Here is a 25,809-nt window from a genome sequence, read left to right on the forward strand (position 1 = left end):
CCTCACGGGTTGGCGTCACAGGTTCGCATCACAGCCGAGGTGGAGGTGCGTTGCTCCGGGAACGGGATGTCTGCGGGAACGTAGCGGGGCGCTCCGGTGTACCAGGAATGGAGGCCCGACAGGAAGCCGCAAGCTCCTCGGAGCCACGTCTCCAGCTCGGCTTGCTCACCGGCGTGCAGCCCGGCTCGTTCGACGAGCAGGGGCAGTTCGCTGTGCCTGAGGTGCTCGAAGTGGCGCAGTCGGGCGTTCACCAGATCGACGGCGGCCCGCACCGCCTCCTGGATGGTGATGCCCATGGACGTCGCGAGTACCAGCACGAGGTTGTTGACGTCGCGTTCCTCGTGTACTTCGCGCCGATAGGAGGCTATGTCGTTGGCCAGCCCCATGTAGTCCATGAAGGCGTCGAGCAGAGCGCGGACGGTCCGGCTGTGCCGGATCTGCTCAGGGATCCGCGCGCCGGTGGCAAGCTCGACGGAGTAGGGGGCGGTATAGGCGGCGAAGCTTTCACGGCGGAACTGGGCGTACTCGATCAGGTCCGGAACCCGGCCGGCGCGGCTGTTGGCCAGTTCCTGGACTCCCGCGTCGATGTATCGCGCCAGGGCCTGGTTGAACCCGTGCCGCCAGTGTGCGAGTCGAGGGGGGAACAGATGCGGCTGCAGATCGGCGATTCCCCTCTCGACCGCATTCGTCGGCTCCGGTAACCGGGCGCCCGGCTCCGGCCGCAGGAAGGCATGGAGCCGTGAGGTGAAGACCAGTGCGCCCGCGAGGTCGCCCGTCCGTTTGAAGGCGGAGGCGAAGTAGTCGTCCCAGGCCAGCGCCCAGATGTTGAACCGGTGGTTGAGCCGGAGAGCGGCGAGTGAGGCGTCAGGAAGAGTGGAGGCGGTCAGTTGGTCGACGGTCATGGCGTGGAACTGGGACCGGGACCAGATCGCACGGCGAGCCGTCGGTCTCTCGTCGCCGCCGAGCATGCCCATCTCCCGCGCCCACGTCTCGGTCTCCTCGCGCAGGGCCGGCAGGTACGGATTGACCCTCGCCGGATGGGGCATCCACAGTCCGGGGAGCTTGACGGCCTGCACTGTCATGGGAAATCTTCTCCTTTTCGCCTGCATCGGTGTGCGGATCACCACCGCGAGCGGCCGACCGGTGAAGGCAGCGCGCTTTTGTCGTTCGCACCGCGCCTCGGGAGCATGAGCAGGTCGTGGACAGCACGTCGGACCGGCGCGTCGCATCTGCCCCGGCACCCCCCATGCTGTGACGACCGGCCGTCAGGGCACGGGTCGGTTCCCTTCCTGTGGCGCCCCAAACCTGCCCACCCGGTCGACGCGCAACCTCGCGCGGCTGTCCTGGGCTTGCGATCCGAACAGTTTGTAGGGAATTGGCGATCCGTGCAGGGCAGTTTGGCGCAAATTCGATCCCAAAGCCGACCGTGATCAATCAATCATCGCCAGTGGACGCGCAGCGTCCGAAAACCTCGGCTCGAACCGCGGTCGACGTCCACCCGCTGAAGAAGCAGGCGGGAGGGGGCGAGTAACGGCCGGTCGGTGTTCGGGTGGGCACGCGAAGGCCGGTGTGTCGGCCGGTGTGTCCGCCGCGCCGGCCTGCGCTCCGCGCGAGGGCCGGGTGTCAGGCGGGGGGCGCCAGAAGGCCGTCGACGATACGGCGGACCTTGTTCACCGCGTCGCTGTCACCGGTCCGCAGTGCCGTGTTGGCGGCGCAGAGCAGCGCGTCGATCTGGAATGCGGTGAGCTCGACGTCGAGATCGGTGATCTCGCCGGAGTCCACGGCGTGTCCGAGTTCGGTGGCGATGACTCCGCGCCACTCCTCCTGGTCACGGAAGAGAGAGTCGCGAACCGGCCCCGGCCGGCTGTCGAACTCGGCGAGGTTCGCGGCCCGGAAGCATCCGCCGGCGAACAGAGGCGTCTCGGCGTAGACGATCCAGTGGTCGAGCAGAGCGCGGAGGCGGGCCGTGCCGCGGCGTGCCGACGAGGCGGGGCGGACGACGGCGTCGATGAACATCTCGCGGGCGAAGTCGACCACGGCGAGTTGCAGGGTCTCCTTCGTCTTGAAGAGGGTCTGGATACCGGCCTTGCTCAGTCCTGTGCCCGATGCGAGGCGGCCGAAGCTGACGCCGCTCAGTCCTTCGAGGGAGGCGATGTCGACGGCCTGCCGGAGCACGGTCTGCCGGGTCCGGGCGCCGCGCAGCAGGCGCTTGTCCGTGATCTCCGTCCGTGCCCTCTCCGAGGTCAGCGGCACCTGCGGTCCGGCACCACCGGCCCCTGAGGCGACCGGCTCCTCGAAACTGTCCATACGGTCGATCGTACCCTCTTCGGCAGTGCCGAGCCGGGCTCCCGCCGTGGCGGGGGTCGTGGGATGCGTCAGGCGCGGGGTGTACGGCTGAGCACGCCGGCCAGCCCCTTCACCATCTCGGTCGCCATCACCGCCTGCCCCGAGGTCGAGAAGTGAATCCGGTCCGCACTCAGGAGGCCGTGACGGTCGTTCACCGGATGGTCCCACATGTCGACGACCACGGCCCCGTACTCGTCGGCCAGGGCGCGGGTGATGTCGTTGACCCTGGTGACCCGCTCGCTCCAGTCGGAGAAGACGGGCACGACATACGCCCGGCCGAGCGTGAACGTGGTCAGTTGTGCCCCGGTCCGGGACGCCATCTCGTACATCCGCCGCAGCGTCCGCCCGATCTCGTCGAAGTCGGGCCGGCGGCGAGCCAAGTCGTTCGCCCCGCACGGCAGGTGGAGCAGGTCCGGGGCGAATTCCAGCAGGCGGTCGATCTGCTTCTCGAGTGTCCGCGAAGTGGTGGCCCCGATCTCGGCGGTGTTCAGGTACTCGAGGTCCGGCCGTACGCGGCGCAGGATGTCCGCGATCCTGTCGGACCAGCCCGCGTCCGTATAGCCGGGACTGGCGTCCCCGGTCCCCGCCGAAAGGCTGTCACCGATCACGGCGAACCGGGACCAGGGAGTGTCGAAGAGAAGCGCCGCCGCGTCGAGCGGAGGCAGGCAGAACGGGTCGGACTCTTCGGTGAGTTGCGTCGCAGTCATGGAAAAAACAATACGGTCGTACGTATGTAATGGCAATCCTGATGCCTCCGAGAATGCCGCAGTCAGGGGGAACGGCGACCGGCTCGGTCAGGGGGAAACGGCCCCAGGACGCTGATCAGCTTCTGCTTCGGCGTGCCCGGTCCCGTCCACGCCGATACTCCCGGTGAACAGGCCGGAACCGGGTCGAGGCGGGCAGGTCCGAGCCGGTCCGCTCGCGCGTCGTCCTACAGCCAGCCGTGGCGTTCGGCGATCCGGACGGCGTCGAGGAGGGTACGGGCATGGAGCTTGGCGACAGCGGAGGAGAGCCGGTTGCGGACCGTGCCGACGCTCAGGAAGAGGTCGGCGGCGATCTCGCGGGCATGCGCGCCGTTGGACGCCAGTCGCAGTACCTCGGCCTCGCGGTCGGTCATGGGGCTGACCTCGCCGACCCAGCTGTCCGGCATCCGCGAGTCGATCACTCGCCCGCCCCCGGCGACCCTGCGAATCGCGTCCGCGGTCTCGGCGGGGGTCGCGCTCTTGAGCAGATAACCGGAGGCGCCCGCGTCCATCGCACGGCGCAGATGTCCGGGCCGGTCCAGCGCAGTGAGTATCAAGGTGCGACAGCCGGGCAGCCGCTCGGCGAGGGTGGCGGCGACGGTGATCCCGTCCGTGACGGGCAGGTCGATGTCGAGGAGGACCACATCGGGCCTGAGCCTTTCGGCCTCGGCGAGTGCGGCGGGCCCGTCGGCGGCCTGGCCGACGACCGCCATGCCCAACTCTCCCGAGAGCAGCGCCGTGAGCCCGGACCGCACGACGGCGTGGTCTTCGACTACCAGCACTGTGATCACCGATCGATTATCCCCGTACCGCGGACGCGGCGGACGGGGCGCTTCCGGCCAGCCACGCCCTTTGTGTCGGCGAGCCATAATCGACCGGGAACGATCAAGGTAGGGGCGGGGGAGAGGGTGCGAATCGGGCCAGTGGACGACGTGACGGCTCCACCGGGAGCACGGGTCGCTTTCGGCACGCTGGTGGTGCTCGTGGTCGGAACGCTCGGACTGGTGGCGCTGGACGTCGCCGCTTCGCCGCTCGGCAGGCGCGCGATGGTGACCGGTCTGACCGTGCTGGTCCTGATGCCCGCCGTGCTGCTCGGCCAGTACGTGCCACCGCCCTACCGGTTGTCGCGTCGCTGGAGGTGGGGCCTGCTGCTGGCTCAGGCTGCACTCACGTACCTGCCGCTGGTGGTTTTCCACTACCCCTGGCTTACTCTGCTCGGCTTCCTCGCCGGCGCCGTGCTCCTGACCCTGCCCCCTGCCACTTCGGTCCCCGTTGCTCTGGCCGTCGGCGCCAGCGGGCCACTGCTGATCCACACGGGCGTCATCGACACCGACCGTGGTTCTCTGAGCGTCGTCCTCAGCACGGCGATCACGGCGAGCGCCGTATTCGCGGTCGCCCATCTCGCCCTCGTGTCGGCGCGGTTGCACGGAGCCAGGGAGCAGACGGTCAGGCTGGCGGAGCAGCGCACCCGGGCACGCATGCGGCAGGACCTGCATGATCTGGTCGGCTCGTCGTTGGTTGCGATCGTCATCCGGGGAGAGGCCGCCTTGCGGGCAGATGTTTCCGCCGCGTCCGCCCGCTCGGTACTCGCCGAGGTCGTTGCGCTTGCTCGGCGGACCCATGAGGACGTTCGGCTCATCAGTGGCCCGGAGACGACCCTCTCACTGGCTGAAGAGTTTGCTCACGCCCAACGGCTGCTGACCAGCGCCGGGATAGCGGTGCGCACCTCGCTGCCCCCGCACGTCGAGCCGGACCGGGCGGTGGTGAACTGTCTCCGGTCGGTCCTGCACGAGGCGGTCGGCAACGTGCTCGAGCACAGCAGAGCCGGCTTCTGCGAGATCGAGCTGCGGGCCGGCGACGACGACATCCGGCTGACCGTCCGCAACGACGGGGTCGCCGCCACCGGTTCGGTGCCGGCCGCTGTGCGGACGGTCGGGCACCGAGGAACGGGGCTGGTCGGGCTCAAGGGCCGGGTCATCGCGCTCGGTGGAACACTGCACGTCGGCCCGACGGGCCGGGAGTTCTCCGTCGCGGCCGTTCTGCCACTGGGCCGAGACGGGGCGTAGCCCCCGGTCCCGGGCTCCGAACGCCGGACTTCCGGCGGGAACACGCCAGGCCGTGGGCGCCCGGCGAGGTGTGAGGGTTGTGCGCCCAGACCGTGAAGATCTCACTTCCTGCGCAGGTACGCAGGTGATCGGATCCACTTGATTTCCGTTCCTCCTAAGAGAGTTGCTGATCAATGAGTGATGGATTCTCTCGCCGCAGTGCGCGGCGAGGAACACCGCAGGCCCTGCAACGCCGCAGACGGGTCCTGCATCGGATAGCCATGAGCACGGCCATGGTGCTGGCGGCGGAGACGGGCCTCGTACTGTCAGGTACGGGGCAGGCTGTGGCGCTTGCCGCCGTACCTGCCCAACCGGTGAACGCATCGAAGCCCGCGGGAACAGGCCCCTCGCAAGCCGCCGACATTCCGTCGGCCAAGGTGGCTGCCCGGCTCTACGGGAAGCGCGTCGAGGCGCTGTCGGAACGGACCGAGGCGTCGACGACATGGGTGAACAAAGACGGTTCACTCACGACGGAGCTGTCCGCAGGCCCGATCCGATTCCAGCGTGACGGGCAATGGGTCGATGTGGACGTCCGGCTCCAAGCGGGCTCCTCGGGTTCGGTCGAGGCGAAGGCGCACCCCCATGGGCTGAAACTGGCGGGCAGGACCGGCACCAGGGCCGCGTCACTGCGGGCCGCGCAGGACGCGGCAGCAGTCGACCTGGTGACGCTGGGCAGTGGAGAGGAGCAGATCACCCTCCAGTGGAAGGGCGGCCTGCCGAAGCCCGAGCTCACCGGGTCGCGGGCGGTGTATCCAGAGGCCGTACCGGGAGCCGACGTGGTGGTCGAGGCCACCCGTACCGGTTTCGAGCAGTTCGTCGAGATCAAGAAGCGCCCGGCGTCGGACGGCTACACGTACACGCTGCCCTTGAAGACCAAGGGGCTGAAGGCGAAGCAACAGGCCGACGGCAGCGTGCTCTTCACGGACAAGAAGACGAAGAACCGGCTGGTCATGCCGGCCCCGGTGATGTGGGACTCCACAGTGGATCCGGTCTCCGGCGAGCACACCCGCCGGGTGCCGGTGTCCATGAAGGTCAAGCAGAGGGGAACGTCCGTCGATCTGGTGGTGACACCGGACGCCGAGTTCCTCTCCGACCCGAAGACCAAATACCCGGTCACCGTCGACCCGTCGACATCTTCCCTGTCCAACGTCTTCGACACCTATGTCCAGCAGGGTGAGACCCGGGACTGGTCCACGGACACGGAGCTGGATCTCGGAAACCCCGGCACCACCAACCCGGACGGCACGCCGCGGATCGCGCAGTCGTTCATCTCGTGGAACACCACACCGGTGCAGGATGCACTGATCTCCAGCGCGAAGCTGAGTCTGTGGAACTTCCACTCAGGCAACGTCGACTGCAAGCCCTACCCGTGGGAAGTCTGGTCATCGGGCGCGGCGTCGACGTCCAGCCGCTGGACGAACCGTCCCACCATGACGGCGAAGAAGGCGACCTCCACCGAGACGCGGGGCAACAGCGCCTGCACCACGGCACCGGACGGTTGGATCAACGCCGACGTGACGACCCTGGTGCAGGAATGGGCCTCCGCGAAGGCGACCCGTGGCCACATGGGTCTGCGCGCCTCCAGCGAGTCGGTGGTCGCCCAGTGGAAGCGGGTCAACTCCGCCAACGCCGCGTCGAACCCGCCCCGGCTGGTGGTGAACTACAACTACCGGCCCCGGAGCGGAACCAACCAGGAAGCCGGTCCGCCGTTCTTCACGTACGGCGGCGCCTACATGGTCAACACCGTCACCCCGACGCTCCGGGACACCTTCGTCGATCCGGACGGTGACAAGGTCAACGGCACCTTCCAGATCTTCGACAGCGCCACCAACACCCAGGTGGGCAATGTTCTGGTCTCACCGTACGTCCCCTCCGGGCAGCAGGCGTCCGTGACGGTGCCGGCCGGGGTGCTCGCGGAGGGCAAGACCTACAAGTTCCGCACGAGCCCCTACGACGGCACGCACTACAACACGGGCTGGTCCGCCTGGAAGACATTCACCGTCGATTCCAAGGCTCCGTCGGCCCCGGCCAGGATCACATCCGCCGACTATCCCGCGGACGCCTGGGTGAAGGGGGCCGGCCAGACCGGCACGTTCACCGTCACGCCTGCGGCAGCCGATCACAACTGGCTGGAGTGGTCGCTGGACGGAGTCACGTGGACGAAGGTCGCCACCGGCGGTGCCACCGCCGACAAGGCCATCAGCGTCACGCCGTCCAAGAACGGAACGCAGACACTGCAGGTGCGGTCGGTCGACAAGGCCGACAACAGTTCCGAACCGCTCGACTACACCTTCCATGTGGGGCCCGGAGGCATCCTCCAGCCGTCCGAGGGTGAGCGGACCGCACGCCGGCTGCCTCTGGTCGCCGAGGCCGAGGCCGGTAAGTACGACAAGGTGTCGTTCTCCTGGCGGCGCTCCGATGCCGACGCCTGGGCGCCCGTTCCGACGGCACATGTGACCGCCGCCGGCCAGCCGCTCGCCTCCTGGCCGGTGCCCCTGGTCGACGGCAAGAACGCGGGCCTCGTGTGGGCGGCCACCGAAACGGTGGACCCGGACGGCAGCATCCAGCTCAAGGCCGACTTCACCGGCCCCGACGCGGCGGCCAGCAGTACCCCTCCGCTGAGCGTCGTCGTCGACCGCAACGCCGAAGGCGCGGAGTCCACCGGCATCGGCCCCGGGCATCTCAACCTTCTGACGGGTGACTTCAGGCTCACCGGCACGGAGCAGAGCTACTTCGACCTGTCCGCGTCCCGTACGGCCTCGTCCCGTCGGCCGACCGCTGCCACGGCACAGGAAGGACAGGCGCCGATCTTCGGCAAGGAGTGGCTCTCCGGCACGCTCGCCGAGGTCTCTCAGGCCGGTTACACACACATCCGCAGGACGTCCGCCACATCACTCGACGTCGTGATGGAGGACGGCACAAAGATCCACTTCACGGCCCGGGCCAACACGCCCGGCGGCTGGGTCCCCGAACCCGGTTCCGAGATGCTCACCCTGACCGGCACCTTCGCCGGCGGATTCACCCTCATCGACACCGAGGGCGCCGAATCCGTGTTCGCGAAGGTCGATTCGGCGGCGGAGACCTGGCAGATCACTTCGTCGCGTCTCCAGGGCATCGAGAACTCCACGACGAACATGATCTCCGAGCCCGTCGTGGTCGGCACGAAGACGCTCGCCCGGCCGCGCATGCTGATCTCCTCCCACGGGGCGGTGGCGAACAGCACCTGCGCCAAGACACCGTCGACCAGGGGGTGTCGTGTTCTGGAGTTCGTGTACGCGACCTCGACGACGGGCACGGACGCCACGCCCGGGGACTTCTCGGGCCAGCTGAAGGCACTCAAGCTCTGGTCCACGGAGGCGGGTGCGTCCGCGGCTACGGCGAAAACCGTCCAGAGCTACGCCTACGACGCCGCCGGCCGGCTGCGCGAGGCCTGGAACCCGCTGATCACCCCGGCGCTGAAGACCAAGTACGCCTATGACAGCGCCGGCCGCGTCACGCAGGTCACCGCTCCCGGCCAGCTGCCGTGGACGATGACGTACGGAAACGCCGGCGGAACCGCGGGCGGGGACGGGATGCTCACCTCCGTCACCAGGGCGACGCTCAAGCAGGGCACCAAGTCGACGACGGACGGCCAGGCCGTCACGTCGGTCGTCTACAACGTCCCGATCACCGGCGCCGACGCACCGCACGCCATGGGGGCTTCCGACGTCAAGGCATGGGGGCAGCTCGACGCTCCCAGCGACGCGACGGCGATCTTCCCGCCCGATTCGGTGCCGCCCACCTACAAGGGCGGCGCACTGGGCGCCGACGGGTACCGCCGGGCGGAGCTCCACTATCTCGACGCCTCCGGCCGAGAGGTGAACACCGTCGACGAAGCGGGAGGGATCACCACCACGGAGTACGACCTGCACGGAAACGTCATTCGTGAGCTGAGCGCAGGCAACCGCGCTCTGGCACTCGGGAAGACCGACGAGGAGAAGGCGCGACTGTCCGACCTCGGCATCGCGCTGCACAGCACGGCGGAGCGGGCGGCCCTGCTCTCCGGCACCTCCCTGTACAACAGCACGGGAACGCGGCTGCTGGAGCAGTTCGGACCGCTTCGCCGTGTCGACCTCACGGAGGACTTCAAGGACGGCACCACCGTCCTGATCCCCGCCGGCACCTCGGTGGCGGCCCAGCCCTGGACCGTGACCGAGTACGACGAGGGCAGGCCCACCGACGGCAGCGCCGTCGCCAAGGACCAGCCGACGCTGTCCATCGTGGGCGCCAGGGTCCGCGGCCACTACTCGGTGATGGGTGAGAAGCGACTCACCGAGACCCAGTACGACTGGGCCAAGGGCCTTCCGGTCCTGACCATCGAGGACCCGGGCGGGCTCAACCTGACCACCAGCACCGCGTACGACGCCCAGGGCCGCATCACTGCCGTGGTCCCGCCGGGCGGCACGGGCCAGGACGCGACGTCCAGGATCGTCCAGTACTGGTCGGCCACCGGTACGGGCTGGTGCGAAGGACGCCCGGAGTGGGTCGGACTGGAGTGCTGGGCGGGTCCTGCCGGGGCGATCACCGGTGGCGGGAGCCAGCCCACCGAGGTGGTCGACACGACCACCGAGTACGAATTCTTCGGGCAGCCGACGGAGAAGACCGAAACCGCCAATGGCGTGACCCGGACGACCACGACCGTCTTCGACGGCGCCGGCCGCGTGAAGAGCGTGCAGGTGGACGGAGGCGTCGGCAAGGTCGTCGCGGGCACCTCCCTCACCTACGACCCCCTCAACGGCTCGGTGATCAAGACGGCGTCGGCGGACGGCGGCAGCATCCTTCAGGAGTACGACGACCTGGGGCGTGTCATCTCCTACACAGACGCCGACAACGGCGTCACCACCACTGAGTACGACGCCTTCGACCGTCCGGTGAAGGTCTCCGACTCGGTCCCGTCCACCACTACGTACACCTACGATCACACCGCTGAGCCCCGCGGCCTGCCCACGGCGATGAACGACTCCGTCGCCGGCACGTTCCGGGCGACGTACGACACGGACGGGGGCGTCGTCTCGCAGTCCCTTCCCGGCGGCTACACCATGACCCAGTCGGCGGGCAAGATCGGAATGCCCTACCAGCGTCTCTACACCAGGGATTCCGACGGCACGGTTCTCCTGTCCGATTCCGTCGCCGAGACGATCCACGGCGAATGGTCGCACCATGCGGGCGGCGCCGGCATGGGCGAGGCACAGGACTTCACCTATGACCGGATCGGCCGTCTCACCAAGGTGGCCGACACCTACAACGGAGCATGCACGTCCCGTACGTACGGCTTCGACAAGCGCACCAATCGGACCTCGCTCACGACGGCCGTCGGCGCCCCCGGCGCCGAGTGCCCGACGAGCGGGGGCGAGACGGTGACGTCCGCGTACGACAGCGCCGACCGTCAGGTCGACCCCGGTTACACGTACGACGCGTTCGGACGGACGACACGGCTGCCGGACGGCACGACGATCGCCTACCACAACAACGACCTCGTCCAGCAGCAGACGGTTGGGAACTCCCGCCAGACGTGGTCGCTGGACGCATCGGGCCGTATACGCGGCTGGACGACGGAGTCCAATACCGCCGGCAGCTGGAACCCGACCGGCACGAAGACGAACCACTACGGCGACAGTTCCGACAACCCGCGCTGGATCACCGACAGCAACGGTTCCGGTGTGGTCCGTATGGTCGGCGACCTGGCCAGTGCCATGTCGGCCACGACCGGCAAGTCGGGGGAGGTCTCGCTGCAGCTGTCCAATCTGCACGGCGACATCAACCTCGTCCTTCCGCTGGACACAGCGCTCGCACCGACGGCCCTGAGCAGCGACGAGTACGGCAACCAGCGCATGCCGGAAGCCCCTGTGCGGTACGGCTGGCTGGGCTCGATGCAGCGGTCGGCCCAGACGCCCGGGGGAACCGTCCTGATGGGCGTGCGCCTGTACAACCCGGCGACGGGCCGCTTCCTGTCCGTCGACCCCGTTCTCGGCGGAAGCCGGAACTCGTACGAGTACGCTGCCGCCAACCCGGTGACCAACACCGACCTCGACGGCCGCAAGTACCGTAAGCGCACCAGGTATTACTCGTGGGGGAGGGTGGTCCTCGAGGACTGGAGCAAGAAGTACACGTACAAGACGTGGTGGGGGTCGAAGTACACGCGGACCGCTTACAGCGGGCGTATCACCGTGCACTTCAACAAGACATGGACGCGGCGCGTCGCCAACAATCTCGACTGGGTCTACAACCCGCTGGCGATTGCCGCAGCCGCCATCCCCAAGGTCGGCTGGCTCATCGCCGTGGCCATCTGGCTGTACGGCACCTGGGTGCACAAGACCGCCCAGAAGGCGAGAGCCAACGGCCGGTGCCTTGCGGTGAAGACATGGGCCACCGGCTACAAGTGGTACACGACCTACGGCAACCGCCCCTACCAGGCCAGGTGCTGACACCGCCCTGCTGACGGCAGACGGTCGGACGTGATGTGGCCGGCCTGCCCCGCACCGGCGGGGCAGGCCGGCCGACGAGTGACGACGTAAGGACAGAAAAGTGGTAGGTGCACTTTTTCGTGCGGCCGTGGCCTCCGGTGTCATCGGTGCGGTGCAGGTGGGTTTTTATCTCTGGGGCGCGATGGATGGAAAGGTGACGTGGACCGGGCACGAGCTGGAGAGCGCGGCGGTCTTCTTCGCGCTCGCCTGGCTTCTCACGCTCGTGGCGTACGTGAAGCGGGGAAGCGCGTGACTCGGCCCCGACCCGGACAGTGACCCGGAGACGTCCCACGGATGCCGCCGCACCCTTCTGACCCGCTTCACGGCAGGTCGGAAGGGTGCGGCGGCATTCGGGCGCAGGCCGGTCAGATGTCGCGGAAGATCTCGATCTGCGCCCCCACGGAGTTCAGCCGCTCCGCGAGGTCCTCGTAACCCCGGTTGATGACGTACACGTTGCGCAGCACCGACGTGCCCTCGGCCGCCATCATCGCCAGCAGGACGACGACCGCCGGGCGCAGGGCCGGCGGGCACATCATCTCGGCGGCGCGCCAGCGGGTCGGGCCCTCGACGAGGACGCGGTGCGGGTCGAGGAGCTGGAGACGGCCGCCGAGGCGGTTCAGGTCCGTCAGGTAGATGGCGCGGTTGTCGTAGACCCAGTCATGGATCAGGGTCTGGCCCTGGGCGACGGCGGCGATCGCCGCGAAGAACGGCACGTTGTCGATGTTCAGACCGGGGAACGGCATCGGGTGGATCTTGTCGATGGGCGCCTCCAGCTTGGAGGGGTGGACCGTCAAGTCCACCAGCCGGGTGCGTCCGTTGTCCGCCGCGTACTCGGCGGTGCGGTCGTGGTCGAGGCCCATCTCCTCGAGCACCGACAGCTCGATCTCGAGGAACTCGATCGGCACCCGGCGGATCGTCAGCTCCGACTCGGTGACGACGGCGGCGGCCAGCAGGCTCATCGCCTCGACGGGGTCCTCGGAGGGGGAGTAGTCGACGTCGACGTCGATGTTCGGGACGCCGTGCACGGTCAGCGTCGTCGTGCCGACGCCCTCGACCTTGACGCCGAGCACCTCCAGGAAGAAGCACAGGTCCTGGACCATGTAGTTGGAGGAGGCGTTGCGGATGACGGTGACGCCGTCGTACCGGGCGGCGGCCAGCAGGGCGTTCTCGGTGACCGTGTCGCCGCGCTCGGTCAGCACGATCGGGCGGCTGGGGGAGACCGAACGGTCCACCACCGCGTGGTAGATGCCCTCCGTCGCGGTGATGTCCAGGCCGAAGCGGCGCAGCGCGATCATGTGCGGTTCGATGGTGCGGGTCCCGAGGTCGCAGCCGCCGGCGTACGGCAGGCGGAAGTTGTCCATCCGGTGCAGCAGCGGACCGAGGAACATGATGATCGAGCGGGTCCGGCGGGCGGCCTCCACGTCCATCGAGTCCATGTCGAAGCCCGCCGGCGGCACGATCTCCAGGTCGCGGCCGTCGTTGATCCAGCGGGTGCGCACGCCGATGGAGCCGAGGACCTCCAGCAGCCGGTAGACCTCTTCGATACGGGCGACGCGGCGCAGCACCGTGCGACCCTTGTTGAGGAGCGAGCCGCACAGCAGCGCCACGCACGCGTTCTTGCTCGTCTTGACGTCGATGGAGCCGGAGAGCCTGCGGCCGCCGACGACTCGCAGGTGCATGGGCCCGGCGTAGCCGAGGGAGACGATTTCGCTGTCGAGGGCCTCACCGATCCGCGCGATCATCTCAAGGCTGATGTTCTGATTGCCGCGCTCGATGCGGTTGACCGCGCTCTGGCTGGTGCCGAGCGCTTCGGCGAGCTGCGTCTGTGTCCAGCCACGATGCTGACGGGCGTCACGGATGAGCTTGCCGATGCGTACGAGGTAGTCGTCTGCCATGCCCAGGAGGCTATCTCACATATGAGATGTGATCGCATTCAGGTGGTCCATTGGAGTGACGCCCCGTCATGCGCCCGGAGGTACGCCCGTGCCCGGGCGCACTCCGTTTCCGATGGTCCGCGAACCGTGCGCATCCGGCAACCGGAGGGCGGCCGTACGGGAAAGGGTTGAATGCCTTGATTGGGTAAACAGGTGGCGTATTGGGCGGTAGGGCGGGCCCTACCCTGTCCCTATGCCCTGGCCGATGGCTCCCAGGAGCACCCGGCTTCTACCGTGACCCGCATGCGTCCCCTCACCCTGCGGCAGGCCCTGCCCCGGCCCGGCTTCCTCGTCTCGACTTGGCCCTGGCGGGCGGCCGGATACCTGCTCAGCAGCGCACCGGCCGGCAGCGTGGTGCTCGGGCTGCTGCTCGTCGGCGTGGCGGTGGGCGGCGCCCTCGCGGTGTTCCTCGTCGGGCTGCCGCTGCTCGCGCTGCTGGTGTTCTCCGGGCTGCCGGTCGCCGCGCTGGAACGCCGCAGGCTTCGGCTGGTCGACCGCAGGCCGGCCCCCACGCCGCACGCCGACCCCGCGGAACCAGGGCTCCCCGCCTGGGCCCGCACCCGTCTGCGGGAGCCCGCGACCTGGCGGGAGCTCGGCCACACACTGGCGTTCGCGACGCTGCTCTGGCCGCTGGACCTGCTGGCCGCCGTCTTCGCGCTCGGCGTGCCTCTGGCGCTGATCGGCACACCGGTGCTGATGGCGACGGTGGGCGGTGGCGAGGAGGTACGGGTGCTCAAGACCTGGCTCGCGACGTCCTGGCCGGAGGCGTTCGCCGCCGCCGCGGCGGGAGTGCCGCTGCTCGCCGTCGGCGGCTACGTCCTCGGACTGGTGGCCTGGGGGCGCGCCGAGCTCACCCGGATGCTGGTCGCCCCGCCCGAGGAACCGCGGCAGCGGGTCGAGGAACTCGTACGCTCCCGGGCCCGGTTGGTGGACGCCTTCGAGGCGGAACGGCGCCGTATCGAACGCGATCTGCACGACGGTGCCCAGCAGCGCCTGGTCGCACTCACCATGACCCTCGGCCTCGCCCGTCTCGACGCCCCGCCGGGGCCGCTCGCCGACCGGCTCGCCACCGCCCACGACGAGGCGGGGAAGGCCCTCGAGGAACTGCGTGAGCTGATCCGGGGCATCCACCCGAAGGTGCTCGCCGACCACGGCCTCGCCGCCGCCGTCGCCGACGCGGCGGACCGGTCGGCCGTCCCCGTGGACGTCCCGCTCGATCTGCCCGGCCGGCTCACCGAAGCCGTCGAGTCCGCCGGGTACTTCGTCGTCCGCGAGGCGCTGGCGAACATCGGCAAGCACAGCGGGGCCACCCGCGCCGCAGTGGCCGGCCGGTACGAGGACGGGCTCCTGGCCATCGAGGTGCGGGACGACGGCCGGGGCGGCGCCGACGCGGCCATGGGCAGCGGGCTGACCGGGCTCGCCGACCGGGTGTCGGTGCTCGATGGCAGAATCTCCGTGTCCAGCCCGCCAGGCGGACCGACCCTGCTGCGTGTGGAGATCCCTTGCGAGTGGACCGAGCGCTTCGCGTAGTTCTGGCCGAGGACAGTGTGCTGCTGCGCGAAGGGCTGATCGCGCTGCTCGGCCGCTTCGGCCACGAGGCCGTCGCAGCGGTCGGCGACGCCGACGCCCTGACCGCCGCGGTCGCGGAGCACTCGCCGGACATCGTCGTCACCGATGTGCGGATGCCGCCCGGATTCCAGGACGAGGGCATGCGGGCGGCGGTCCGGCTCCGCGCGGAGCGGCCGTCGCTCCCGGTACTCGTCCTCAGCCAGTACGTCCAGCGCACGTACGCCTCCGAACTCCTCGACTCGGGGGACGGCGCGGGCGTGGGCTATCTGCTGAAGGACCGGGTGGGCCAGGTCGAGGAGTTCCATGCCGCGCTCCAGGACGTCGCCGCGGGCGGCACCGTCGTCGACCCGGAGGTGGTGCGGCAGCTGATCCGCCGCCGCCGCGATCCGCTGGAGCGTCTGACGCCGCGTGAGCGGGAGGTGCTGGGCCTGGTGGCGGAGGGGAAGTCCAACAACGCGATCGCCCGCCAACTGGTCGTCTCGGAGGCGGCGGTGGGCAAGCACATCGGCTCCATTCTCGCCAAGCTGGACCTGCCACCGGCGGACGAGACCCACCGCCGGGTCCTCGCCGTGCTGACCTATCTGCGGGCCTGACCCGCGCACCGGCCGCGCACGGGCCGGCACACGGCCCCCGCCGGGGACCGCCCGGCTCGTCAGACCGTGAGCTCGCCGAGGACGTGCCGCGCGATCGTCGCCATCACCGGGTTCGTCTCCCGGTAGTGGCGCAGCTCCATCAGCGCGATCGACAGGGCCCAGCCCCGCCCCCGCGCCCAGGTGGCGTCGTCGACGCCCAGCACGTCGCGGAAGACGTCACGTGCCGTGTCGGGGAGCACGTACCACGCGGGCAGCAGGTCGACGGCGGGCTCACCGAGGCCCAGGCAGCCGAAGTCGATGACCGCTGCCGAGCCCGCCCCCGTCCAGCAGCAGGTTGCCGGGCTGGAGGTCGGCGTGGATCCACACGGCCGGGCCCTGCCAGGAGGGCGCCGCGAGAGCCGCCCGCCACACCGTCAGCGCCCGGTCGGCGTCGACCTCTCCGGCGAGCTCCGCAATCGCCTCGCGCGTTGCGGCGTCCCGCGAGGCGAGCGGTTCACTGCGGTACGAGAGGGGCCCGCCGGTCGGGTCGACACGGTGCAGCGCCGCGGCGAACTCCGCGAGCTCCCGCGCGAGCCGCACCGGCTCCGCGTTCCGTCCCACCGCCGGATTCTCGCCCTCGAGCCACCGGCGGGCACGCCATGGACGCGCACGGCGACAGTCTTGAGCTCGACGCGGCCGGCGAACTGCCGCTGAGGCTGCGCGTCGCCCCCTGGTGCCAGCCCGGCCCCGACGCCGACGCGCTGCACGCGCTGGTCGAACAGCAGGGGGCGGGCGGGGCGCTGTGGCGGACCGAGGGCGTCAAGCTCTTCATGGACGGCACCATCGACAACGGCACGGCCTGGCTGGAACGGCCCGACTGCCACGGCGAGTCGGCGCACGCCTTCTGGCCCGACCCCGAGGCGTACACGCGCGTCATCGGGGAACTCCACCGGGCCGGCGTGCCGACCGCGCCCCACGCCATCGGCGACGCGGCCGTACGGCACGTCCTCGACTCCGTCGAGAAGGCCCGGACCGCCGGGGGACCCGGGGTGCGGCACCGTGTCGAGCACATCGAGACCGTGCCCGACGACACCCTGCGCCGCTTCGCCGAACTCGGTGTCGTCGCCTCGATGCAGCCCACCCACTGCTGCGACTTCACCCGCGCCGACCACACCGACAACTGGTCGCGCCGCCTCGGCGAGGAGCGCGCCGCGCGTGCCTGGCGCTGCCGCGACCTGTGGGAGTCCGGTGCCACCGTGGTCCTCGGCTCCGACTGGCCCATCGCTCCCCACCCGCCGCTGGGTGTCATGGCCGGCGCCCGTCACCGCCGCCCCAGCCGTGACCTCAGCCGGCCGCCGCACGGCCCGGAACAGGCGCTCACCGCGCTGCAGGCGCTGCAGGCCATGACCGTGAACGCCGCGCGCGCCGCGGGCGAGGAGCGCGAGGCGGGCCGGATCGCCGTCGGGCACCGCGCCGATCTGACGGTCCTCGCCGGAGACCCGCTGACCACCCCCGCAACCGACCTGGCGGACCTGCCCGTACCGCTCACCGTGCTCGACGGACGTCCCACCCATCGCGACGCGAGCCTGTGAGCTTCGTCCGCCCCCGGCCCGGCCGACACCGGGCCGGGGGTGTCCGGGCATGACCTCTCAGCGGTCATGTACTAGAGTTATCTCGACATCGAGATATCTGCCGAAGGCGTACCGCAAGCCGCCAATCGGTAAGGGTTACCTAACTAAGCCTTACCTTAGCGGATCGGCGAGCAGCCGTGGCGGCAGCATTGAGGTAGTACGCGCACATTGATGAAGGAGACTGTCGTGTCGGCGAACAGCTTCGACGCCCGCAGCACGCTGCGCGTGGGCGACGAGTCGTACGAGATCTTCAGGCTGGACAAGGTCGAGGGCGCCGCGCGCCTCCCCTACAGCCTCAAGATCCTGCTGGAGAACCTGCTCCGTACCGAGGACGGCGCGAACATCACCGCCGACCACATCCGGGCGCTCGGCGGCTGGGACTCCCAGGCGCAGCCCAGCCAGGAGATCCAGTTCACGCCGGCCCGCGTGATCATGCAGGACTTCACCGGTGTTCCCTGTGTCGTCGACCTCGCCACCATGCGCGAGGCCGTCAAGGAGCTCGGCGGCGACCCGGCGAAGATCAACCCGCTGGCCCCGGCCGAGCTGGTCATCGACCACTCCGTCATCGCCGACAAGTTCGGCACCGCGGAAGCCTTCGGCCAGAACGTGGAGCTGGAGTACGGCCGCAACAAGGAGCGCTACCAGTTCCTGCGCTGGGGTCAGACCGCTTTCGACGAGTTCAAGGTCGTCCCGCCCGGCACCGGCATCGTCCACCAGGTGAACATCGAGCACCTGGCCCGTACCGTCATGGTCCGGAACGGCCAGGCGTACCCCGACACCCTCGTCGGCACCGACTCGCACACCACCATGGTCAACGGCCTCGGTGTGCTCGGCTGGGGCGTCGGTGGCATCGAGGCCGAGGCCGCGATGCTCGGCCAGCCGGTCTCCATGCTCATCCCGCGCGTCGTCGGCTTCAAGCTGACCGGTGAGCTCAAGCCCGGCACCACCGCGACCGACCTGGTCCTCACGATCACCGAGATGCTGCGCAAGCACGGCGTCGTCGGCAAGTTCGTCGAGTTCTACGGCGAGGGTGTGGCGGCGACGAGCCTTGCCAACCGCGCCACCATCGGCAACATGTCGCCGGAGTTCGGCTCCACCGCCGCCATCTTCCCCGTAGACGGCGAGACGCTGAACTACCTGAAGCTCACCGGTCGCAGCGAGCAGCAGGTCGCGCTGGTCGAGGCGTACGCCAAGGAGCAGGGCCTCTGGCTCGACCCGGCCGCCGAGCCGGACTTCTCCGAGAAGCTGGAGCTCGACCTCTCCACGGTCGTCCCGTCCATCGCCGGCCCGAAGCGCCCGCAGGACCGCATCGTCCTCGCGAACGCCGCGGAGCAGTTCGCCGTGGACGTCCGCAACTACGTGACGGACGACATGGAGGCGAGCAAGGAGTCCTTCCCGGCCTCCGACGCTCCCGCGAACACGCCGAACGGTGGACCGTCGAAGCCGGTCACCGTGACGGCCCCCGACGGCTCGACCTACGAGATCGACCACGGCGCCGTCACCGTCGCCGCGATCACCTCCTGCACCAACACCTCGAACCCGTACGTCATGGTCGCCGCCGCACTGGTGGCCAAGAAGGCGGTCGAGAAGGGCCTGACCCGCAAGCCGTGGGTCAAGACCACCCTCGCCCCGGGCTCGAAGGTCGTCACCGACTACTTCGACAAGGCGGGCCTGACCCCGTACCTCGACAAGGTCGGCTTCAACCTCGTCGGTTACGGCTGCACCACCTGCATCGGCAACTCCGGCCCGCTGCCGGACGAGGTCTCCAAGGCCGTCAACGAGCACGACCTGGCCGTCACCTCGGTGCTCTCCGGAAACCGGAACTTCGAGGGCCGGATCAACCCGGACGTCAAGATGAACTACCTGGCGTCGCCGCCGCTGGTCGTCGCGTACGCCCTCGCCGGTTCGATGAAGGTGGACATCACCAAGGACGCGCTCGGCACCGACACCGAGGGCAAGCCGGTCTACCTCCAGGACATCTGGCCGACCGAGGCCGAGGTCAACGACGTCGTCGCCAATGCCATCGGCGAGGACATGTTCAACAAGTCCTACTCCGACGTCTTCGCGGGCGACGCCCAGTGGCAGGCCCTGTCGATCCCGACCGGCAACACCTTCGAGTGGGACCCGCAGTCGACCTACGTGCGCAAGCCCCCTTACTTCGAGGGCATGACGATGGAGACCACCCCGGTCTCCGACATCGAGGGCGCGCGCGTGCTCGCCAAGCTGGGCGACTCGGTCACCACCGACCACATCTCCCCGGCCGGTGCGATCAAGGCCGACACCCCGGCCGGCAAGTACCTCACGGAGCACGGCGTCGAGCGCCGCGACTTCAACAGCTACGGCTCGCGCCGCGGCAACCACGAGGTCATGATCCGCGGTACGTTCGCCAACATCCGCCTGCGCAACCAGATCGCGCCGGGCACCGAGGGCGGCTTCACCCGCGACTTCACCCAGGCGGACGGCCCGGTGTCGTTCATCTACGACGCCTCGCAGAACTACCAGGCCGCCGGCACCCCGCTGGTGATCCTGGCGGGCAAGGAGTACGGCTCCGGCTCGTCCCGCGACTGGGCCGCCAAGGGCACCGCGCTCCTCGGCGTCAAGGCCGTCATCGCCGAGTCGTACGAGCGCATCCACCGCTCGAACCTCATCGGCATGGGCGTCCTGCCGCTGCAGTTCCCGGAGGGCGGCTCGGCCGAGTCCCTCGGCCTGACCGGTGAGGAGACCTTCTCCATCTCCGGTGTCACCGAGCTGAACGACGGCACCACGCCGCGCACGGTCAAGGTCACCACCGACACCGGTGTGGAGTTCGACGCGGTCGTCCGCATCGACACCCCCGGCGAGGCCGACTACTACCGCAACGGCGGCATCATGCAGTACGTGCTGCGGAGCCTCATCCGCGGATAAGCACAGCCGCGGCCGACGGCCGGGCGCAACGCGAAGGGGCCGTACTCCCGGCAAGGGAGTGCGGCCCCTTCGGCGTGGCCGGCGGCCGGGTGCGGCGCGTCAGAACCGGTCGTGCCGGACGGCGGTGACGAAGGCGTCCCAGCCCGCCCGGCGGAAGAACAGGGCGGGCCCGTCGGGCACCTTGCTGTCCCGCACCGGCAGCACACCGGGGAACCCGTCCGCGACCTCGACGCAGCTGCCGCCGGTTCCGTCGCTGTAGGACGACTTCCGCCAGACCGCCTGACTCAGATCCTGTGTGGGGCTCATGGGTTCTCGTAGTCCTTCGCCATCGATGCGAGCAACTCCAGGGTCGCCGCCGGTGACAGGGCGGCGGCCCTGGCGAGATCGTATGCCCGTGCGCTGTGCTCGACCAGGGCCGGATTCTCGATCAGCTGTCCGCTGCCCGCACCCTCGGTGTAGACGACGGCGGGGGAGTCGGCGAAGGTCATGACGGAGAGCATGCTTGCGATGAACGCCTCCGCCATGGCGGAGAAGGGCAGCACCTGGATCACCATCCGCTCCCGCCGGGCCAGTTCGGCCAGACGCAGGAGCTGGCGGCGTATCACCTCGGGGCCGCCCATCGGCGCCCGCAGCACCGCTTCGTGCAGGATGGCCCAGAGCACGGGCGGGTCGGAGCCGTCCAGGATGCGCTGCCGGTCCATCCGCGCACGGACCAGATCCTCCACATGCTCCTGGGGAGCGAACGGGTTCGCGGTGCGGGTGATGGCCCGGGCGTACTCCTCCGTCTGCAGCAGGCCCGGCACCAGGACGGGGGCGTACTCGCAGATGGTTCCGGCGAGGCGCTCCAACTCCGCCGCGTCCGCGAAGTAGTCCGCCACGTTCGTTTTCCTGGCGAGGCGGCACAGCCGTTGGAGGTGCTCCCCGCTGCCCAGCAACTGGTCGAACATCTGGGAGAGTTCCAGCTGCGGTCTGCGCGACGCCGCCTCGAACTGCCCGACGTACGAGCCCGAGCAGAAGGCCCGCTCCCCGAGCTGCTCCTGGGACAGCTCGGCGCGCTCGCGCAGCCGGCGCAGCTCCGCGCCGTAGAAGGCCCGCGGGTTGTGGTAGGGATCCAGTTCCTTCGGCCGGGACATGGGAGCGAGCGTAGCCAGCCGGTAGCGCGGCGTACGCGTCTCGGTGAAAGCCGACCCGAGTGGGTGACACCGGCTCTGCCGACGAACGCTGGGACCGCACTCCTCGGAAGGAGTGCGGTCCCCGGTCGGGCTGCGCCCGGTCGGAAGGGCCGGAATCGCCGCGGACGCCGCCGTCAGCCGATCAGCTCGACCTCCGCGAGCGTCGCCTCACCGGTGGCGACCAGCCGGTAGTGCTCGTAGGAACCCGGTTCGTCGATGCCGAAGACGCGCGTCTGCCGGTCCCAGTCAAAGGACTCGTCCGACCGCTCGTCCAGGTCCGTCCACGACGTCCCGTCGGCGGAGCCCTGCAGCACCCAGCCCGAGGGAGCCTTGTCCTTCGCGGCCGAGGTGAGCGTGTACTGCACGGCCTTCGCCGCCTGGCCGACCGGCAGGTCGAGCGAGGTGAACGCGGCAGACGTGCCCGAGGTGTTGTCGAACAGCGGGCCGCCCGCGGGAAGCACGTCGCGGCGCGGCGAGGGCGCCTTGTCGTCCTGGGTGATGGAGACCGGGGCGGCGTTCTCGCCCGTTCCCCAGGTGGACGGCTCCGGGCCCATGTCGAACTGCAGCGTGCCGCCCTCGGCGATCACGTCGTGCGGCAGGGAGGTGGAGTCCCACTTCTTGCCGTTGACCTTCAGACCCTGCACGTAGATGTTCTCCGCGCTGTTCTTCGTGGCCTTCACGACCAGTTCGCGGCCGTTCTCCAGGTGCACGGTCGCCTTGGTGAACAGCGGGGAGCCGATGGTGTACTCGCCGCTGCCCATGACCAGCGGGTAGAAGCCGAGTGCGGAGAAGAGGTACCAGGCCGACTGCTCGCCGTTGTCCTCGTCGCCGTGGTAGCCCTGCCCGATCTCACTGCCGGTGTAGAGGCGGGAGAGGACCTCGCGGACCTTCTCCTGCGTCTTCCACGGCTGCGAGGCCGCGTTGTACATGTACGTGACGTGGTGGGCGACCTGGTTGGAGTGGCCGTACATGCCCATCCGCACGTCACGCGCCTCGGTCATCTCGTGGATGACGGAGCCGTACGAGCCGACGAACTCGGGGGACGCCGTCTCCGGCGTGGCGAAGTACGTGTCGAGCTTCTCGCCGAGGCCCGAGCGGCCGCCGTACAGGTTCGCCAGTCCGCGGGAGTCCTGTGGGGCGGTGAAGGCGTATCCCCACCCGTTGGTCTCGGTGTAGTCGTAACCCCACACCCGCGGGTCGTACTCGGAGCTCTTCACCCGCCAGTCGCCCTTCAGGTTCCGGCCCTGGAAGAAGCCGGCCTCGGAGTCGAAGAGGTTGACGTAGCCCCGGGCGCGGTTGCGGAAGTACTCCGACTCCTCCTTGTAGCGGGCCTTCTTCGTCTTCTTGTAGAGGGCCTCGCCCATCTCGGCGATGCCGTAGTCGTTGAGGTAGCCCTCCAGCGACCAGGACAGGCCCTCGTGGGTCGAGGTGGAGGCGTAGCCGAGGAACGGCGAGGTCTCCATGCCCTTGCGGCCCACACCGGACGACGGCGGCACGACGGTCGCGTTCTTCAGTGCGGCCTCGTAGGCGGCCTCCGCGTCGAAGTCGACGCCCTTGACGTACGCGTCGGCGAACGCGACGTCGGAGCTGGTACCGGTCATCAGGTCGGCGTAACCGGGGGAGGACCAGCGGGAGACCCAGCCGCCGTCCTTGTACTGCTGGACGAAGCCGTCGACCAGCTCGCCCGCCTTCTTCGGGGTGAGGAAGGAGTACGCGGGCCAGGTCGTGCGGTACGTGTCCCAGAAGCCGTTGTTGACGTACACCTTGCCGTCGACGATCTTCGCGCCGGTACGGGTCGGGGTGTCGGGGCCGGTCATCGGGGAGAACGGGCTCGCGTACCGGTACGTGGGCTTCCGCTTGGTGCCGGTGTTCTCGAAGCCCGAGTTCGGGTAGAGGTAGAGCCGGTAGAGGCTGGAGTAGAGCGTCACCAGCTGGTCGTGGGTCGCACCCTCGACCTCGATCCTGCCGAGGATGTCGTCCCAGGCGCCCTGCGCCTTGCCCCGGACCTTCTCGAAGCGGGTGCCGGCCGGGATCTCGTCGGCGAGGTTCTTCTTCGCCTGGTCCACGCCGATCAGCGACGTGGCTATCCGGAGGTTGACGGTCCTGTCCTCGCCCGCGTCGAAGCGGAGCCGGCCGGTGACGCCCTCGGAGGCCGAGTCCGTCACGGGCGCGTCGAAGACGCCGTACACGAACAGCCGCGTGGCGCCAGTGGAGAGGCCGCTCTTGACGTCCGAGTAGCCGGTGAAGGAGCTGGTCCGCGGGTCGAGGGTGAGGCCGGCCTCCTGGGTGACGTTGTCGAGGACGACGCTCGCGTCGTCACCCGGGTAGGTGAAGCGCATCATCGCCGCGTGGTCGGTCGGCGTCATCTCGGCCTTGAGGCCGTTCTCGAACGTGACCCCGTAGTAGTGCGGGCGGGCGGTCTCGTTCTCGTGCTTGAACGGCAGGGCCCTGGCCGTGCGCGAGGTGTCCGGGGTGCCGGCCGCCGCGGAGGGCATCACCTGGAAGGTCTGGCGGTCGCCCATCCAGGGGCTCGGCTCGTGGCTGGTGCTGAACGCCTGCACGGTGGGGAGGTTGTCCGCGTTGTTGCCGCGGGCGTACTCGTACAGCCAGCTGCGGGACCCGGCGTTGGTGACCGGCGTCCAGAAGTTGAAGCCGTGCGGGACGGCGGTGGCGGGGAAGGTGTTGCCCCGGGAGAACGAACCGCTGGAGTTGGTGCCGCGGGTCGTGGACGCGTAGTCGGAGAGGTGCGCGAGCCGCTTCTCGGGCGCCGCGGGCGCGATCGTGATGTCGTCGATCCAGCCCTGGAACTTGGCCGGGCCCTTGGGGGAGTCGTACGCCACCAGGACCCGGTCGACGGTCCTGCCCGCGGCGACCGTGCCGATGCCGGAGGCGACGGCGTTCCACTGGTTGACGTACAGCCGCTTGGCGGCGCCCTGGCCCTGGGGGGTCAGCCGACCGCCGTGCGAGTCGGTGGCCTTCAGCTCGCTCAGGTACGTGCCGTCGGTGAAGGCGAGGTCGACCGAGACATTGGTCGCCGGGTAGTTCAGATCCGTCTCCGCCATCGCGGGGAAGATCTTGTAGGACAGTTCGGTGTCGCGCTCGACATCGATATCGACGTCGAAGACCTTGTTGTACGAATAGGCACGGCCGTCCGGCTGGTGCGTGCCCGCGTACTTCAGGGCGCGCTTTCCGGTGAAGCCGGCGCCGGCCTTGGCGGTGGGGGAGCCGCTCGGGCCGCGGTCGACCTGGGTGCGCATGTCGTCGGGGACGGGCGCGTCGGTGTCCCCGTTCGAGAACTGCACGTCCGCCAGCTGGGTGATGCCGGACGCGCCGTTGTTCCTGGTGATCTCCAGGCGGTAGTGGGCGTAGGCCGTGACCTCCGAGGGGTCACCGATGTCGAACGTCCTGGTCTCGAAGCGTTTGGCGAAGGTCTCGCCGGAGCGCGTGTCGAGGACCGTCCAGTTCTCGCCGTCCGCGGATCCCTTGAGGGTCCAGTCCCTCGGGTCGCGGCCCGCGAAGTCGTTGGCCGATGTCAGGGCGTAGGTGGCGACCTTGACCGGCTCGGCCATGTCGAACTCGATCCAGGCGGTCGGTTCGAACGCCAGCCATTTGCTGCTGGGCAGCAGGTCGACCAGATTCTCCTTGGTCTCACCCGCGCCGGTGTTCTCGTCGCTGGCCCGCAGCTCGATCACCTTGTCGGTGACATTGCCCGGAATACCGCCGGCGAAGCCTCCGTCGACGCCGGACGACCGCTTCTTTCCGCCCGCGTCGACTTCAACGGTATTGCGCCAGTCCGGCTGGGCTTCGTCCGATTCGAACGACGACCGGAATTCCCGGTCGGCCGCCGACGGTTGCCCGGGCCGGAAGGGGAGGGCGGTGGCGGCGGAGGGAGCCGTCAACACCAGCATGGAAGCGGTCACCACCAGGGTGACTGCGTTGATCTGTCGGTGCCGGGGTCTGGTTCTGGGCTGCATCCCGGATCTTCCTCCAGGGGGAAGTCGCGTTGGACAACGTTGTCAGGCGCGAGGCGCAGGCTCCAGTAGGGAGGTAAGTGCCATACGGTGTCAAGGGTGTTGGCGCGGCGAGCCTGCCGGAATCAGGCGTTCCGCGAAGAATGCCGTGGCAGCCGGGGTGATTTCGGGGCTTCTTGGTCCGCGAGGTCTCAACTCGGGAAAGATGGTCGCCCAACCTTGCATTTGATCTTGCTCACTTGACGGGAAGTGGACTATACCTGTCGGCGTCCGCATAGCTGTCTACTGAGGCGGCGGACCAGGGGGGACGAGGACGACGGCCACGTGCGCCACACGCGATCGCCGGCCACACAGCCGTT

15 protein-coding genes and 1 pseudogene are annotated in these 25,809 nt (G+C 69.2%); 6 read left to right on the forward strand and 10 right to left on the reverse strand.

Annotated features, from left to right (window positions below):
- Positions 1–2: 2 nt before the first annotated feature.
- From OGH68_RS28965 to OGH68_RS28980, 4 genes are all read right to left on the reverse strand, one after another.
- On the reverse strand, positions 3–1,082 hold the full coding sequence (locus OGH68_RS28965; RefSeq protein ID WP_264247978.1) for a terpene synthase family protein: 1,080 nt from the start codon (positions 1,080–1,082) through the stop codon (positions 3–5).
- Positions 1,083–1,623: 541 nt separating this feature from the next.
- Positions 1,624–2,307 (reverse strand): TetR/AcrR family transcriptional regulator, encoded by a 684-nt coding sequence (locus OGH68_RS28970; RefSeq protein WP_264247979.1) that lies wholly within the window; start codon positions 2,305–2,307, stop codon positions 1,624–1,626.
- Between the two features lie 68 nt (positions 2,308–2,375).
- Positions 2,376–3,053: an SGNH/GDSL hydrolase family protein gene (locus OGH68_RS28975; RefSeq protein ID WP_264247981.1), complete on the reverse strand. Its 678-nt coding sequence runs from the start codon at positions 3,051–3,053 to the stop codon at positions 2,376–2,378.
- A gap of 224 nt (positions 3,054–3,277) precedes the next feature.
- Positions 3,278–3,880, reverse strand: a complete 603-nt coding sequence (locus OGH68_RS28980) for a response regulator transcription factor (protein WP_264247982.1) — start codon at positions 3,878–3,880, stop codon at positions 3,278–3,280.
- A 141-nt stretch (positions 3,881–4,021) separates the two neighbouring features.
- Between OGH68_RS28980 and OGH68_RS28985 the strand changes: the two genes are divergently transcribed.
- Complete coding sequence (locus OGH68_RS28985) at positions 4,022–5,155, forward strand: sensor histidine kinase (RefSeq protein WP_264247983.1); 1,134 nt, start codon at positions 4,022–4,024, stop codon at positions 5,153–5,155.
- 260 nt (positions 5,156–5,415) lie between these two features.
- Entirely contained in the window at positions 5,416–11,658 is a 6,243-nt protein-coding gene (locus tag OGH68_RS28990) for a DNRLRE domain-containing protein (RefSeq protein WP_264247985.1), read from the forward strand.
- Between the two features lie 404 nt (positions 11,659–12,062).
- On the opposite strand, the gene OGH68_RS28995 is transcribed toward OGH68_RS28990, so the two are convergent.
- A complete protein-coding gene (locus OGH68_RS28995; RefSeq protein WP_264247986.1) occupies positions 12,063–13,592 on the reverse strand; it encodes a helix-turn-helix domain-containing protein in 1,530 nt (509 codons plus the stop codon).
- A 282-nt stretch (positions 13,593–13,874) separates the two neighbouring features.
- Here OGH68_RS28995 and OGH68_RS29000 point away from each other — a divergent pair, with 282 nt between their 5' ends.
- Both OGH68_RS29000 and OGH68_RS29005 read left to right on the forward strand, forming a co-directional pair.
- The gene (locus OGH68_RS29000) at positions 13,875–15,161 is read left to right on the forward strand and encodes a sensor histidine kinase (protein ID WP_264247988.1); all 1,287 of its coding nucleotides are present in this window, start codon (positions 13,875–13,877) and stop codon (positions 15,159–15,161) included.
- On the forward strand, positions 15,134–15,793 hold the full coding sequence (locus OGH68_RS29005) for a response regulator (RefSeq protein ID WP_264247990.1): 660 nt from the start codon (positions 15,134–15,136) through the stop codon (positions 15,791–15,793). Before OGH68_RS29000 ends, OGH68_RS29005 begins: the two co-directional genes overlap by 28 nt.
- A gap of 59 nt (positions 15,794–15,852) precedes the next feature.
- Here OGH68_RS29005 and OGH68_RS36215 read toward each other — a convergent pair whose 3' ends face one another.
- Positions 15,853–16,092: a hypothetical protein gene (locus OGH68_RS36215; RefSeq protein ID WP_413471133.1), complete on the reverse strand. Its 240-nt coding sequence runs from the start codon at positions 16,090–16,092 to the stop codon at positions 15,853–15,855.
- Positions 16,064–16,393 carry a phosphotransferase gene (locus OGH68_RS36220; RefSeq protein WP_413471043.1) on the reverse strand — a complete coding sequence of 110 codons (330 nt, stop codon included), beginning with the start codon at positions 16,391–16,393 and terminating at the stop codon, positions 16,064–16,066. Before OGH68_RS36220 ends, OGH68_RS36215 begins: the two co-directional genes overlap by 29 nt.
- Between OGH68_RS36220 and OGH68_RS29015 the strand changes: the two are divergent.
- Positions 16,363–17,364 (forward strand): annotated as a pseudogene (locus OGH68_RS29015) (amidohydrolase); the annotation flags it as partial. The gene OGH68_RS36220 and the pseudogene OGH68_RS29015 overlap by 31 nt on opposite strands.
- Positions 17,365–17,589: 225 nt before the next feature.
- Complete coding sequence (gene acnA, locus OGH68_RS29020; protein WP_319020248.1) at positions 17,590–20,307, forward strand: aconitate hydratase AcnA; 2,718 nt, start codon at positions 17,590–17,592, stop codon at positions 20,305–20,307.
- A 99-nt stretch (positions 20,308–20,406) separates the two neighbouring features.
- Here acnA and OGH68_RS29025 read toward each other — a convergent pair whose 3' ends face one another.
- From OGH68_RS29025 to OGH68_RS29035, 3 genes are all read right to left on the reverse strand, one after another.
- The gene (locus tag OGH68_RS29025) at positions 20,407–20,613 is read right to left on the reverse strand and encodes a DUF397 domain-containing protein (protein ID WP_264248010.1); all 207 of its coding nucleotides are present in this window, start codon (positions 20,611–20,613) and stop codon (positions 20,407–20,409) included.
- Positions 20,610–21,440, reverse strand: a complete 831-nt coding sequence (locus OGH68_RS29030) for a helix-turn-helix domain-containing protein (protein WP_264248012.1) — start codon at positions 21,438–21,440, stop codon at positions 20,610–20,612. Before OGH68_RS29030 ends, OGH68_RS29025 begins: the two co-directional genes overlap by 4 nt.
- A gap of 173 nt (positions 21,441–21,613) precedes the next feature.
- Positions 21,614–25,453: a GH92 family glycosyl hydrolase gene (locus tag OGH68_RS29035; protein WP_264248015.1), complete on the reverse strand. Its 3,840-nt coding sequence runs from the start codon at positions 25,451–25,453 to the stop codon at positions 21,614–21,616.
- Positions 25,454–25,809: the final 356 nt, after the last annotated feature.

It is taken from the genome of Streptomyces peucetius, from assembly GCF_025854275.1.
In the GTDB taxonomy this organism is placed as follows: domain Bacteria; phylum Actinomycetota; class Actinomycetes; order Streptomycetales; family Streptomycetaceae; genus Streptomyces; species Streptomyces peucetius_A.

Bases quoted from the DNA above. Each gene is read 5' to 3' on its own strand.
- OGH68_RS28965 (WP_264247978.1), bottom strand. From the start codon at position 1,082: ATGACAGTGCAGGCCGTCAAGCTCCCCGGACTGTGGATGCCCCATCCG.
- OGH68_RS28970 (WP_264247979.1), bottom strand. From the start codon at position 2,307: ATGGACAGTTTCGAGGAGCCGGTCGCCTCAGGGGCCGGTGGTGCCGGA.
- OGH68_RS28975 (WP_264247981.1), bottom strand. From the start codon at position 3,053: ATGACTGCGACGCAACTCACCGAAGAGTCCGACCCGTTCTGCCTGCCT.
- OGH68_RS28990 (WP_264247985.1), top strand. From the start codon at position 5,416: ATGAGCACGGCCATGGTGCTGGCGGCGGAGACGGGCCTCGTACTGTCA.
- OGH68_RS28995 (WP_264247986.1), bottom strand. From the start codon at position 13,592: ATGGCAGACGACTACCTCGTACGCATCGGCAAGCTCATCCGTGACGCC.
- OGH68_RS29000 (WP_264247988.1), top strand. From the start codon at position 13,875: ATGCGTCCCCTCACCCTGCGGCAGGCCCTGCCCCGGCCCGGCTTCCTC.
- OGH68_RS29025 (WP_264248010.1), bottom strand. From the start codon at position 20,613: ATGAGCCCCACACAGGATCTGAGTCAGGCGGTCTGGCGGAAGTCGTCC.
- OGH68_RS29030 (WP_264248012.1), bottom strand. From the start codon at position 21,440: ATGTCCCGGCCGAAGGAACTGGATCCCTACCACAACCCGCGGGCCTTC.
- OGH68_RS29035 (WP_264248015.1), bottom strand. From the start codon at position 25,453: ATGCAGCCCAGAACCAGACCCCGGCACCGACAGATCAACGCAGTCACC.